Below are 13,555 nucleotides of genomic sequence, written 5' to 3' on the forward strand. Positions count from 1 at the left end.
CGGTATTGGAAAAGCTTAAATTTAAGCGTTATTACGCTGTACCTCTGCGATCAAATGATCCACCACCTGCGGTTCAGCCAGGGTTGAAGTATCTCCGAGACTATCCAGCTCATCGGCTGCAATTTTTCGCAGGATCCGCCGCATGATTTTGCCGGAGCGGGTTTTTGGCAAGGCCGGTGCCCAGTGCAAGGCGTCTGGTGTAGCCACTGGACCAAGAATCTTGCGTACCCAGCTGACCAGTTCTCCACGTAATTGATCTGAACTGGCAACATCAGCCTGCAAAGTCACAAAGGCACAAATGCCCTGACCTTTAATATCATGCGGCATACCCACTACAGCGGCCTCAGCCACCGATTCATGCGCCACCAGTGCACTTTCAATTTCTGCCGTACCTAGACGATGTCCGGACACATTCAGGACATCATCGACACGACCGGTAATCCAGTAATAACCATCTTTATCGCGACGCGCCCCATCTCCGGTAAAATAAGTACCGGGATAGGTAGAGAAATAAGCTTCAATAAAACGCTCCGGGTCTCCCCAAATGGTACGCATCTGACCCGGCCAGGAATCCTTAATCACCAGATTTCCCTCAGCTTCACCCTCCAGTTCCTTGCCATCGGCATCAACAATAGCTGGTTGTACGCCGAAGAAAGGTCGTGTCGCAGAACCCGGTTTTAAATCAGTCGCACCCGGCAAGGGCGTAATCATAAAACCGCCAGTTTCGGTTTGCCACCAGGTATCGATGACGGGACAGCGGCTTTCACCGACCACGGTGTAGTACCAGTTCCAGGCTTCCGGATTAATTGGCTCACCGACCGATCCTAAAATTCTCAGGCTGCTACGGTCACTTTCCCGTACAAAAGCATCGCCCTCACGCATCATGGCGCGGATCGCGGTCGGTGCAGTATAGAGAATGGTCACGTTATGCTTATCAACAATATGTCCAGTACGCGCCCAGCTTGGATATTGCGGCACACCTTCAAACATCACGGTGGTGGTCCCATTCGAGAGTGGCCCATACAGTACATAGGAATGCCCGGTGATCCAGCCCACATCTGCGGTACACCAGAATACATCATCCTGCTTGATATCAAATGCTTCACGGAAGGTGCAATTCACATAGGTCAGATAACCGCCGGTGCTATGCATCACGCCCTTGGGCTTGCCGGTGGAACCTGAGGTATACAGGATAAACAGCGGATCTTCGGCATTCATCGGTTCGGGTGGACAGATGTCATTCACTGACATAATTTCCGTGTGATACCACAGATCACGTCCTTCCTGCATTTCAATTGGGTTACCGGTGCGGTGTACCACCATTACATTTTGAATCGAGTCTGTACCCGCCAGTTTCAGTGCTTCATCGACATTGGCTTTCAGTGGAATGGCCTTACCGCCGCGCATGCCGGAATCCGCAGTAATCACCATTTTCGCCTGACAGTCTTCAATCCGGCTGGCCAAAGAATCTGGCGAGAAACCACCAAATACCACGCAATGCACCGCCCCGATCCGGGCACAGGCCAACATAGCAATCGCAGCTTCAGAAACCATCGGCATATACAGCATGACCCGGTCGCCTTTCTGGATGCCATTTTTCTTCAGCACATTGGCAAAACGGCAGGTTTCATCATGCAGCTCGGCAAAGGAAATAATCTTGTGCCGCGAAGGATGATCCCCTTCCCAGATGATGGCCGGTTTATAAGGATGTTCTTTCAGGTGCCGATCCAGACAGTTGGCACTGACATTGAGCTGACCATCGGCAAACCATTCGATTTTAAAATCGTCTTTGTTAAAGCTGGTATTTTTGACTTGGGTAAAGGGCTTGATCCAGTCCAGACGTTGCGCCTGTTCTGCCCAAAATTTATCTGGCTGTTCTATAGAATATTGATAACGTTCAAAGTACTGGTCTTCGAGCGTACGTGCTGTTTTTTTAAATTCTTCGGGTACTGGATAGATCTCTTGCATAGGTCACTTCCTTGATTTTGTTCTATCTCATCACGAGAGGTTAATGCTGCGTTGTTGATTGTTTTTTATGCATAATGGCAGTATGGCCTGCTTATTTCAAATCCGGCAATCATGCTTTCGTCGTAGATTATTTATACAAATTCAATCAAAATAAACCACAACTTACAGTACAGAATCTTCTGCGCAAATGTGTATGATCTGTAGCACAGCCCTTAAAAATAAAATTGACCGCTTGTGGTTATTTCATCTGATTTAGCAGGATACGCTTTATGAAATCGCCTGAATCTCCCTACTTTAGCCCGCCTGCGCTGCCTGCATCGGATCATCCCCTTTCGATGAAAGGCCGCTTCGGACGCTTGAGCTTTATTGCCTGGTCGGCATTTCTGTATTTCATTTTTTTATTTGGCAGTATCGCACTGGGTCTCAGCATTGATATTGTGAATATTTCTACCCACTCCATGGATCCCAACTGGCTGATTTCACTGCAAGGTTTGGCCAGTATTGTTGTACTGGCCATGGTTCTGGTCTATGTGTATTTCGCTTTAGTGGTGACCGTTCGCCGTTTGCATGATATGAACCGCAGTGGCTGGTGGGCGCTATTATTTTTGCTGCCGCTAGTAAACATTTTTGTATGGCTTTATATCGTTTTTGGTTCGGGCGATCGAGGCACTAATCAGTATGGTCCGGCACGGATGACCTTGCTCTGGGAAAAAATTCTGGCCTGGCTGATGATTATCCTGACCCTGCTTAGCTTGTTGGGATCTATCGCTTTATTCAGTTATATGAGCGGTGAAGAACAAACCCCTACCCCCACGGAAATGATGCAAAAAACCACCAAATACTTTTAACAACAGCGCCGTTATTTTTAAAATTATCTACTGGTGACTTCGAGTCCTTATTAATTTTTTGCTGAACATCAGGCAAAATAGGCGAAATTTGAATTGTGGAATTTTTGTGGCAGAGCAAAACAATACCTTAAGCCAGGTAACTGAGGGCACCACGGAGTTGTTACATCAGGCAACTGAGAAAACGACCCAGACCGTGATTGAACATACCGCCAAGTATAATGATGCCTACAGCACCATTGACAAGATCATGGAAGGTTTCTGGGAACGTGTGCCTTATTTCTGTATCGCACTGATCGTAATTACGATTTTCTGGTTACTCTCCAAAGTCTTCAAGTTTTTCGTACGTAAAACTTTGGAAAACCGCTCTTATACCCGTCAGAATCTGGTGTTGGTACTCAACCGTGTCGGCAGTACCTTTATTATTTTCTTTGGTATTCTGATTGGACTGGTGATTGCTGTTCCTGGCTTTACCCCAGGTCAGCTGATGAGTGCCCTCGGGATTGGTTCGGTCGCGATCGGTTTTGCCTTCAAGGATATTTTCCAGAACCTGCTCTCTGGCGTGTTGATTCTGCTCAGTGAACCGTTCAAGATTGGCGATGACATTATCGTGAATGGCATGGAAGGTACCGTTGAAGATATCCAGATTCGTGCGACCTTTTTACGCTCACCAGATGGCCGCCGTATCGTGATTCCAAATGCCACGGTCTACACCAGTGCGGTCACAGTCAATACCGCCTATACCCGTCGCCGCTGCGAATTCGTGGTGGGCATCGGCTATGAAGATGACATCCAGAAAGCCAAGGACCTGATCACCGCTATTTTAGATAAAGATCCAACCATCCTGAGCCAGCCAGGCTTTAGTGTCAACGTAACGGCGCTGGCTGACTTTTCTATTACCCTAAAAGCTTTCTGGTGGGTCGATACCACTGAAACCGGCACCGGAACTTCAATCAGTGCGGTGCAGGAACGGGTGATTCAGGCTTTTGCTGAGCATAATATTTCGATTCCTTATCCGGTACAGGAAGTCAAAGTCTATCGTGGCGAAGGCAATGAAGAAGCTTCAGCACGTGCTAAACAGTCGACCTAAAACATAAGGAATCACAGTTTCTGTACGAATAATACGGTTGCCCAGACTCACAGCCTGGCAGCCGTTTTTGATGAGTAAATCAACTTCATATGGAATAAATCCACCCTCCGGACCAATAACAATCGTACAGGGATGCTCAATCGCAAAAGGCATCGCTTGCTCTGCATAAGGATGTGCCACATAAGCCGGACCATCCGCACTAATCAAACCCGGCAAGATATCTTCAACAAAGGGTTTAAAGCGTTTATACAGCTCGATTTTCGGAGCAACCGTATCGCCTGCCTGTTCCAGTCCCAGCTCGATATAATGATTTAACTGCTGTAAAAATGGAGTTTGCCAATAGCTTTTATCGACACGATAGCTATGCAGTAAAATGATTTTTTCAACGCCCAAAGTGACACTATCCATAATCAGACGGCGCAGCACTTTCGGACGTGGCAAGGCGACGATTAAAGTCACTGGCAATTTTTCTGGAACCGCTTCTTCTTGCAGTGGTTTCAAGCGCGCTGCTTTTTCAGAGATTTCGACAATTTCCGTCAGGTAACGCTGACCTTCCCGAATTCCGACTTTTAAAGTATCTCCCACTTGAATTTGTAGATGCTGCTGCAGATGTTCCAGTTGCCTAGTTGAGCTAATCGACCAGAATTCAGCTTCGGTTTGACGTGGATCAAGCAGGACGATATTCATAATGATCAAGTTCAAAAAAATAAGAAGTGAAGAGTTAAAAGATGAAAAAAATAAGGTTTCTGACCAGACTATAATTACAATCAGCTATCACGATTGGTGGCAGGGATGCCGCCCGTATCACTGAGGGATAAGGACATCCCTTCAGTGATACAAAAGATTTTTGCTACTTTTCATCTCTGAAAAGTAGGTATCCCCTACGAATGAATATTTCGATCAAACATGATAAATGAGGGAATGACCAAAAATTATAAATACTGATCAATCACCTGAATATGCTTGGCAAGCGATCCCGTATTTAACTGCATAATTTGCTGCGCTGCCGCATTCAAGATTTCCGCCTTAACCTGATCTTGCAAAAGTTCCAGTAATACCTCTGCAGCCTGCTGGGCATCCTGCACCACTGCGACTGCGTCTGCCTGAACGAACTCATCCACGATAGTCTGAAAATTAAAATAGTTTTTGCCTAAAACAGTCGGCACATTCAGCGCAATCGGCTCCAAAATATTATGTCCACCACCTGGTTCATTTAAAGAACCACCCACATAACATGCCTGACTCAAAGCATACCAAAGCCACATTTCACCCATCGAATCGGCCAAATAAACCTGGGTATCTGCTTTAATATGTTGACCTAGACTTCGACGCTGGATTTTCAATCCCAAAGACTGTGCAGCTTGGAACACCTCATCAAAACGTTCCGGATGGCGCGGTACCACAATACAGACCAAATATGGATCAGCTTCTAAAGCAGCTTTTAAAACACTCAGAATTTCTTTTTCTTCAGGAGCATGAGTACTAGCTAACGTGACGATCTTTCGCCCCCCTAACTGCCACTCCTGTTTCAATTGATCTGCCTGATGAATAAAGCGCTCGGGCGCAGTAATATCAAATTTGATATTGCCCAAAACTTGGGTTTTTTCAGCTGCGATTCCCAACTGGATATAACGTTGCTGGGTGGCTGTATCCTGTGCCAAAAGACCAGTTAAATTATTGAGCATGCCACGGGACAAACCTTTAACCTTGGCATAGCCTTTGGCGGATTTTTCGGACAGACGCGCATTCAACAATACACTTGGCACATTAAACTGGGGTGCCTGATCCAGCAGATTCGGCCAAAGTTCAGTTTCCATCAGCAATAAAAGTTTCGGCTGATATTTTTGATAAAATTCACGAATTAAAGTTTTCTGGTCAGCAGGCAAATACACGGCTTGAAACAAATCGAGATAAGGCGCTTTTAAAAAAAGTGATTTAGCGCGTGCCTGACCGGTTTTGGTGGTATTGGTGACCAGCACCGGATGGCCAAGTTTTAAATAATGTTCAATTAACGGTTGGGCAGCATTGGTTTCACCCACCGACACCACATGAAACCAGATGGCATGCAGGTTTTTGGGTGGCTGAAACGGGCCGAAACGTTCTGTCAGTTCTTGTTGTAATTGTTCAGGATCGGTCGCACGTTTACGGATACGCGATTGATATAAGGGTTTAACCAGCGCCAAGGCTGCGTTATACCAAAATGGAGTGGCCACATTGCGCCCCTGTCCAAAGATTCAATGGGCAGAATATAGCAGAGCCACATCAACATGTTAATCAATGTGGCTCATTTTTAGATTACTCTACTGTAGTTAAAGCTTCTGCTTCAGCCAATGTCGGATAATCAATATAGCCTTCCGCGACATTGGTTCCGATCATATTTTCCAGCTTCAGTTCATTCAGCGGCGCATCTTCGAGCAGACGTTCGTATAGATCCGGATTGGCAATATAAGCCTTACCAAAAGCCACCGCATCAGCCTTGCCTGATGCCAACAGCTCAATCGCATCTTTACGACTTAGTTGCATATTGGCAATATAAGGCACTCCACCTGAACGCTCTTTCATATATTCAGAAATACTGTCTTCTGCCAGATATTCACGGGTAAAGAAGAAGGCAATCTTGCGCTTACCCAGCTGCTCCATGGCATAGCCAAATGTTTCACGTGGATCATTGTCGCCCATGTCATGGTCATCACAACGCGGCGCAAAATGCACCCCTACACGATCTGCGCCCCATACTTCAATCAGTGCATCAGTTGCTTCTAGCAGGAAACGTGTACGATTTTCCACTGAACCGCCGTATTCATCTTCACGCTGATTGGTTTTGCTTTGCAAGAACTGGTCAATCAGATAACCATTGGCAGCATGTAATTCAACACCATCAAAACCGGCTTCTTTAGCACGAATCGCGGCTTGCTTATATTGCTCGGTAATGGCATGAATTTCAGAAACTTCCAAAGGACGTGGCGTAACGTATGGACGTTTTGGACGTAACAAGCTGACATGACCCGCCTGTTGTACTGCACTTGCAGAGACTGGTGTTTCACCATTTAACAGATCCGGATGCGATACACGACCAACATGCCAAAGCTGGGCAACAATCAGACCGCCCTTCTCATGAACCGCTTGAGTAACCTTTTTCCAGCCTTCGACCTGAGCATCGGTAAACAATCCTGGAGTATTTAAATAGCCATTGGCTTCTTCAGAAATCACTGTGGCTTCAGAAATAATCAGGCCAGCACTTGCACGTTGCGCATAGTATTCAACCATCATTGGGGTTGGAACGCGATCAGCAGTTGCGCGGTTACGGGTCAGCGGCGCCATGATGACACGGTTTTTAAGCTCTAACGCACCGAGCGTTAAAGGAGAATTTAATTCAGCCATCGTTACTCCCACCTGTTAAAGGTGTTGTTGTAGGTGTTCGATAAATTGTTGAATCAAAGTTTCATTGCGGGAGAAATATGACCACTGTCCATGCTTGGTCGCAGTGATCAGGCCAGTCTGCTGTAACACCGACAGGTGATTGGACATGGTGGACTGGGAAACCTGGCCCAAACGTTCAATTTGACCTGCACAGACCCCACGTTGAAAGCCACCACACTCTTCCGCAGACAGATATTGCTCCGGAGATTTTAACCACTCCAGAATTTGTCGACGGGTCGGATTGGCTAAGGCTTTAAAAATTAGATCAAGGTCCATAGGCACATCACAATCAGTGGCGCAACGAAACTTTATTCAGCATCTGCGACCATTATATCGTATTTTTTCGATTTATATATCGAAAATTTTAGATATAATAATCACAATCTGCACAAGCTTTGTTACGCCAGCTTTTAAACGATTTCTTACAGGCCCTGTTTCAGGCTTGCTTCGATAAATTTGTCCAGATCACCGTCCAGAACTGCGCCAGTATTGGAATTTTCCACACCTGTACGCAAATCCTTAATACGTGAATCATCCAGGACATAAGAACGGATCTGACTACCCCACCCAATGTCAGACTTGGAATCTTCCAGTGCTTGTGCCGCTTCGTTACGTTTGCTCATCTCGAGCTCATAAAGTTTGGCACGTAACTGCTTCCAGGCGTGGTCACGGTTGGCATGTTGTGAACGCTGGTTCTGACAGGCCACCACAATTCCGGTCGGTGCATGGGTTAAACGCACGGCAGAATCTGTTTTGTTAATATGCTGACCACCCGCCCCTGATGCACGGTAAGTATCGGTACGAACATCGGACGGATTGATTTCAATTTCGATATTGTCATCTACTTCAGGTGAGACAAACACGGCAGAAAATGAGGTATGACGACGGTTGCCCGAGTCAAATGGTGATTTACGCACTAAACGATGTACACCAGATTCGGTACGTAACCAGCCATAGGCGTACTCACCTTCCACACGAATCGTCGCAGATTTAATCCCGGCAACATCGCCATCAGATTCTTCCATCACTTCTGCTTTAAAGCCATGACGTTCAATCCAGCGTAGATACATACGTAGCAACATAGACGCCCAGTCCTGTGCTTCTGTACCGCCTGAACCAGCTTGAATTTCAAGATAGCAAGGGTTTGGATCCATCGGATTATTGAACATACGGCGAAATTCAAGCTTGGCCAGTTCTTCTTCAGCCGTGCTCAGTTCAGCCTGTACGTCTTCTAGCAAGCTTTCATCATCCGCTTCAACCGCCAGATCAAGCAAAGCCTGTGCATCTTCAAGCTGGGTACTTAAGCGATCCAGCACATTTAATACATTTTCAAGCTCGCCTTTTTCTTTGGCCATTGCTTGAGCACGACTCTGATCATTCCAGATCGTTGGATCTTCTAATTCACGCAGGACTTCTTCTAAACGCTCTTTTTTCAGATCGTAGTCAAAGATACCCCCGTAGTGTTTGACCACGTTCGTTTAAGTCTTTTAATTGGTTTAGATACGGATTAATTTCCACGTGAATTACTCTCAATCAAAATTAGGCACAAAATTCTTAGCCCGATATTATAGCACAGTCTATTTCCGCTATTTTAACGATCCATTCAGTCTAAAGCTCGAATGTCTTGAGCATTTAGACCTGTATTTCCCTCATCCAATTTTCAACATCTCATAGACTCTTTTGCGTCTTTTTATCCGAAATTTTTATCGGCTTTTTAGCCCCGTTTTATGACCGAAATATAATTTTGCAATTGATTTTATAATTTAGGATTTCTTATTGGTCTGTATAAAAAATCAGCGAATTCAATAGATTCCACAATATCTACACAGTTTTAATAAAACACTACATTATAAATTTAATTTTATTATTCAGTCACTTGTTTAGCAAAAATTACACAAGATTACGCTATTCACATTACTGTAACTTTCCTTTGATTGACGATCTTTGGAATTGCTCTAGACTGAAAGTTGTAACAAAAAGTGTAATGTTTTTAACTCACGATTTGAGGGGTAGTAACCATGAAAAAATTAGCGATTGCTTCGGCACTACTTTCAGCAATAGCAATGACTGGTACAGCAGCACATGCTTACCAAGCAGAAATTGGTGCATCAGCAGGAGTGTTTGATCCTGACAACGGTGGAACTAGCGGTTCTTTCGGCGTTGATGGTACATATTACTTCAATCCAGTTCAAACACGTAATGCACCATTAGCAGAAGCAGCATTCCTTGATCGTGCTAGCAACGTGAGTGCGCAATATCAATATAATGAAATTGGTGATTCTGAAGCGCATCGTTATGGCGTAGGTGCAGAGTACTTCGTACCGAATTCTGACTTCTACTTAAGCGGTAACGTCAATGGCCATGATCTGCAAGACAATGATGATGTAGAAAATGATTTAACCACCTATGCAGCTGAAGTCGGTTATCTGCCAGCGCCAGGTCTATTGATTGCGGCGGGTGTAAAAGGTTGGGATAACGACAATGATGATGGCGTAGATCCAACATTGCGTGCTAAATATGTCACTACACTTAGCAACGGTAAAGACATCAACCTGGAAGCAGGTGCAGCGTTTGGTGATTTAGATGAATACAATCTGGCAGCAGATTATTTCATCGACAAAACCTTGAGTGTCGGTGCTGATTATCACAACAATGATATTACCGACAAGAGCGAATTTGGTATTAATGCACGTAAGTTCATTAACCAGCAAGTGAGCTTAGAAGGCCGTGTCGGCTTTGGCGAACAGTTTAACAATGACTACAATACCTTTGGTGTAGCAGCGAAGTACCGCTTCTAATCTAAAACCAAAAGTTAGTCATTCATAGAAACCCATCCTCGGATGGGTTTTTTTATTGCACTTTTAACAAGCATTTAGGTATTTTTGCACATTGACGGGGCGAATATAAGCTGTACAATTTGTTACAACTGTTCATCAAACAGTCATATTTTTATAACAAAGAGAGAAATCTAAATGCTTAAGAAACTTGCTCTTGCTACAGCGCTTCTTGCTGGCCTGGGAACTGCACATGCTTATCAAGCTGAAGTTAATGCAGCATATGAAAATACAGACACCGATGGCTTAGGGGATATAGATACCTTTGCAATTGGTGGAAAATATTATTTAAATGGGGTTCAAGTTAAAAATGCTCCTCTTGCTGAAGCAGCATTTTTAAGCAAAGCAAGCAATATTGGTTTGGCTTATGCTAATGCAAGCACTGAAGACGAAGGTGTTGAACTGGAAATTGATACTGTAGGTATCAATGGTGAATTCTTTATTCCAAACTCACAGTTCTATGTTGCGGGTAGCTTAAACCGTGCAGAAGTTACTGCTGAAAGTGAATTTGGCAAAGCATCTGATGACAATACGGGTTATGCAATTGAAGCAGGTTATCTGCCTATTAATGGCTTACTTTTAGCAGCCGGTATTTCTAAAGAAAATATCGATGCAGCTCAAGTTGCTAAAAAGGGTTTCATTAATGCTTATAGCACATCAAGTGCATTGGCAGATGACACAGCTCTTACCCTACGTGCTAAATATGTAACTTTAGTTGGCAACCACTACGCTAACTTTGAAGCATTCACTGCTTTTGGTGATGAGAATGCGTATGGTGTAGCTGCTGATCTTTATATTGATCCAACTTTAAGCGTGGGCGTATCTATTAACGATGCAACCTTAGAAGATTTTGATACTGTATTCTCAGTACGTGCTCAAAAATTCTTTACACCTGCAATTGCAGCTGGCGTGAATTACACAACTACTGACGGTGCTGACTCTTTCGGTATTAACGGTACTTTCCGCTTCTAATCTCTCCGATTAAAAGCAAAAAAAACCGCTCACTCGAGCGGTTTTTTATGGCCTATTGTTCTAAATGGATAATCCGCATTTGCAAGCTGATATTGCCATTAAATACATTTTTATCCAGCTCATAGACCAATCGTGTATCTTTCATCGGGTCAAAGTCATATTTATCCGCTGCATTGAAAGCGATCGCATCCACGACCTGCCCATTCTCCAACGCCACACGTAACTTAAGATGCACATCTTTAAGCCAGCGATAGTGCATGATTTTAAACACACCATCAAAAATCGGTTGGGGGAATTTTTGCCCCCATGGACTTAAATTCTGTAATAAATCGACTGTTTCAATGTGAAAAGCAGAAGCTGGCAGCTCTCCATCCGTCCATAAAGTCGCAGTGAATAAATCCTCATCCATCGCACCAATCAGTACTTCAAAGACCTGCTTAAACTCGGCGAAATTTTCTTTTTTCAGGGTTAAACCGGCTGCTGCTGCATGGCCACCAAAATGACTGACTAAATGAGGATATTGCTCTGCCACCTGTTCAATCGCATCACGAATATGAATACCTTCAATCGAACGCGCCGAACCTTTGATATGAATCCCATCCTGATCCGCGGCAAAAACAATACTCGGACGATGGAACTGCTCTTTTAAACGCCCTGCTACAATCCCGATCACTCCCTGATGCCAATGCTGTTCAAACATGATCAACGCAGCAGGTAGTTCAGTGGCATCCCACTGGATTTTATCCAGCTCAAGCAAGGCTTCCTGCTTGATTTTACCTTCCACCTGACGGCGTTCGACATTGAGCTGATTCAGCTGTTCAGCCAGTGGATAAGCAGTTGTCAGATCAGGAGCCAGCAAACATTCGATCCCGATATCCATGGTTTCCATGCGTCCAGCCGCGTTAATCCGTGGGCCTAAAACAAAGCCCAAATCTTGAGCTTTCAGACCAGCAGGATCACGCTTTGCAATATCAAGTAGCGCACTGATTCCTGCTCGGCATAACCCTTGCTGGATCCGTTTCAACCCTGCATCGACCAGAATCCGGTTGTTATAGTCCAGACTCGCGACATCGGCATAAGTACCGAGCGCTACCAGATCAAGATAATTGGTAATTACCGTACAGGATTTCCCCAGTTTCTTGCGATGGGTCGACAGATTGGCCAGCACATAAAATGCCACCCCCACCCCGGCCAAGGCCTTGCTCGGGAAATCGCAACCGAGCTGATTCGGATTAACCACCGCTTCGGCTTTTGGTGTCGGCTTGGTCGTTAGATGATGATCGGTAATGATCACCTGCATGCCATGATCCTGCGCCTGTTTTACTCCGTCATGGCTGGAAATGCCATTGTCCACGGTAATCAGTAAATCAGGCGTGAAATTGACAAAGGCCAGATCTGCAATTGCGGGCGTCAATCCATACCCATATTTAAAACGGTCTGGTACCAGATATTCAACATTGGCGCCCATATCACGCAGTGCCAGCACCATGAGTGCAGTACTGGTCGCGCCATCGGCATCATAATCGCCGACAATCACGATTTTCTGGCCATGATCAATCGCCTGATCCATCAATTGAATGGCTTCAGGCAAGCCTTTCATGGTCGGTGCCAGCAAATGCTTCAGCTTGAGCTCAAGTTCCTGCTCGGATTCCACCCCACGACGAGCCAGAATCTCGGCCACAAATGCAGGGACGCCCGGTAAATTTTCAGGGCGTGTCAGCAATGGACGTTGTTTGATTTCCAGTTTTTGCATGGTTATGGCATTAAGCGCTCTAAAGTCCAGCCGGCATCGGTTTTGCGATAACTTAAACGGTCATGCAAACGGTTCGGACGACCCTGCCAGAATTCATAATAATCGGGTTCGAGACGATAACCGCCCCAGAATACCGGCTTGTCCAGCTGTTGCTGATTGGCAACCTGGGTATGCAAATCCCAAAAACGTTGCTGCAATTCCTCACGACTAGCCACGATGCCACTTTGCGGGGTACTGATATGCGCGGCAATCTGGCTTTCGCGTGGACGTTTATGATAATAGTCGGTCGATTCTTCTTCCGATATTTTCTTTACACGACCTGAAATACGAATCTGGCGCTCCTGATCCTGCCAGTACAACAACAGTTCGGCATAAGGATTTTCAGCCAGATCCAGACCTTTTTGACTATCATAGTTGGTATAAAAGTCATAACCCGCTTCAGTCGCTCCACGTAGCAATACCGTACGCACATGTGGACGACCTTGTGCATTGGCTGTTGCCAAAGACATGGCATAGGGTTCATGCAATTTTGCTTCCAGTGCATGGTTAAACCATTGCAGGAACTGCATATGTGGATTCGGATTGACTTGCTGTTCCTGTAACTCGCCTTTTTCATAATTCAGGCGTAGTTCACTCAGATCCTTGATCAGATCACTCATCATCTATGTTCCTG

12 protein-coding genes are annotated in these 13,555 nt (G+C 45.2%); 4 read left to right on the top strand and 8 right to left on the bottom strand.

Features of this window, described 5'->3' with window-relative positions:
- Window positions 1–21 precede the first annotated feature (21 nt).
- Window positions 22–1,968 carry an acetate--CoA ligase gene (acs, locus tag F890_RS15890; RefSeq protein ID WP_005250359.1) on the bottom strand — a complete coding sequence of 649 codons (1,947 nt, stop codon included), beginning with the start codon at window positions 1,966–1,968 and terminating at the stop codon, window positions 22–24.
- A 269-nt stretch (window positions 1,969–2,237) separates the two neighbouring features.
- On the opposite strand from acs, the gene F890_RS15895 reads away from it, so the two are divergent.
- The gene (locus F890_RS15895; RefSeq protein WP_005250357.1) at window positions 2,238–2,816 is read left to right on the top strand and encodes a DUF805 domain-containing protein; all 579 of its coding nucleotides are present in this window, start codon (window positions 2,238–2,240) and stop codon (window positions 2,814–2,816) included.
- A 106-nt stretch (window positions 2,817–2,922) separates the two neighbouring features.
- A complete protein-coding gene (locus tag F890_RS15900) occupies window positions 2,923–3,903 on the top strand; it encodes a mechanosensitive ion channel family protein (protein ID WP_004281355.1) in 981 nt (326 codons plus the stop codon).
- Here F890_RS15900 and F890_RS15905 read toward each other — a convergent pair.
- From F890_RS15905 to prfB, 5 genes are all read right to left on the bottom strand, one after another.
- Window positions 3,877–4,590 (bottom strand): 16S rRNA (uracil(1498)-N(3))-methyltransferase, encoded by a 714-nt coding sequence (locus F890_RS15905; RefSeq protein WP_005250352.1) that lies wholly within the window; start codon window positions 4,588–4,590, stop codon window positions 3,877–3,879. The two genes, F890_RS15900 and F890_RS15905, sit on opposite strands and share 27 nt — an antisense overlap.
- 245 nt (window positions 4,591–4,835) lie before the next feature.
- Window positions 4,836–6,116, bottom strand: a complete 1,281-nt coding sequence (locus F890_RS15910; protein WP_005250349.1) for a 3-deoxy-D-manno-octulosonic acid transferase — start codon at window positions 6,114–6,116, stop codon at window positions 4,836–4,838.
- An 82-nt stretch (window positions 6,117–6,198) separates the two neighbouring features.
- Entirely contained in the window at window positions 6,199–7,284 is a 1,086-nt protein-coding gene (locus tag F890_RS15915; protein ID WP_005250347.1) for an alkene reductase, read from the bottom strand.
- A gap of 15 nt (window positions 7,285–7,299) precedes the next feature.
- Window positions 7,300–7,599: an ArsR/SmtB family transcription factor gene (locus tag F890_RS15920; RefSeq protein WP_004281346.1), complete on the bottom strand. Its 300-nt coding sequence runs from the start codon at window positions 7,597–7,599 to the stop codon at window positions 7,300–7,302.
- A 146-nt stretch (window positions 7,600–7,745) separates the two neighbouring features.
- A protein-coding gene (gene prfB / locus F890_RS15925; RefSeq protein WP_101627160.1) for a peptide chain release factor 2 occupies window positions 7,746–8,841 on the bottom strand; the annotation gives its coding sequence in 2 pieces (ribosomal slippage) (window positions 7,746–8,768 and window positions 8,770–8,841; 1,095 coding nt in all).
- A 500-nt stretch (window positions 8,842–9,341) separates the two neighbouring features.
- Between prfB and F890_RS15930 the strand changes: the two genes are divergently transcribed.
- Window positions 9,342–10,121, top strand: coding sequence for a putative porin (locus tag F890_RS15930; protein ID WP_004729179.1), 780 nt, complete (start codon window positions 9,342–9,344; stop codon window positions 10,119–10,121).
- A 174-nt stretch (window positions 10,122–10,295) separates the two neighbouring features.
- The gene (locus F890_RS15935) at window positions 10,296–11,129 is read left to right on the top strand and encodes a putative porin (protein WP_005267643.1); all 834 of its coding nucleotides are present in this window, start codon (window positions 10,296–10,298) and stop codon (window positions 11,127–11,129) included.
- A gap of 52 nt (window positions 11,130–11,181) precedes the next feature.
- Here F890_RS15935 and recJ read toward each other — a convergent pair whose 3' ends face one another.
- Both recJ and pdxH read right to left on the bottom strand, forming a co-directional pair.
- On the bottom strand, window positions 11,182–12,882 hold the full coding sequence (gene recJ / locus F890_RS15940; RefSeq protein WP_005267644.1) for a single-stranded-DNA-specific exonuclease RecJ: 1,701 nt from the start codon (window positions 12,880–12,882) through the stop codon (window positions 11,182–11,184).
- Between the two features lie 2 nt (window positions 12,883–12,884).
- A complete protein-coding gene (gene pdxH, locus F890_RS15945) occupies window positions 12,885–13,541 on the bottom strand; it encodes a pyridoxamine 5'-phosphate oxidase (RefSeq protein ID WP_005267646.1) in 657 nt (218 codons plus the stop codon).
- Between the last annotated feature and the right edge of the window lie 14 nt (window positions 13,542–13,555).

Source organism: Acinetobacter sp. CIP 64.7 (assembly GCF_000369745.1).
Taxonomy (GTDB): domain Bacteria; phylum Pseudomonadota; class Gammaproteobacteria; order Pseudomonadales; family Moraxellaceae; genus Acinetobacter; species Acinetobacter fasciculus.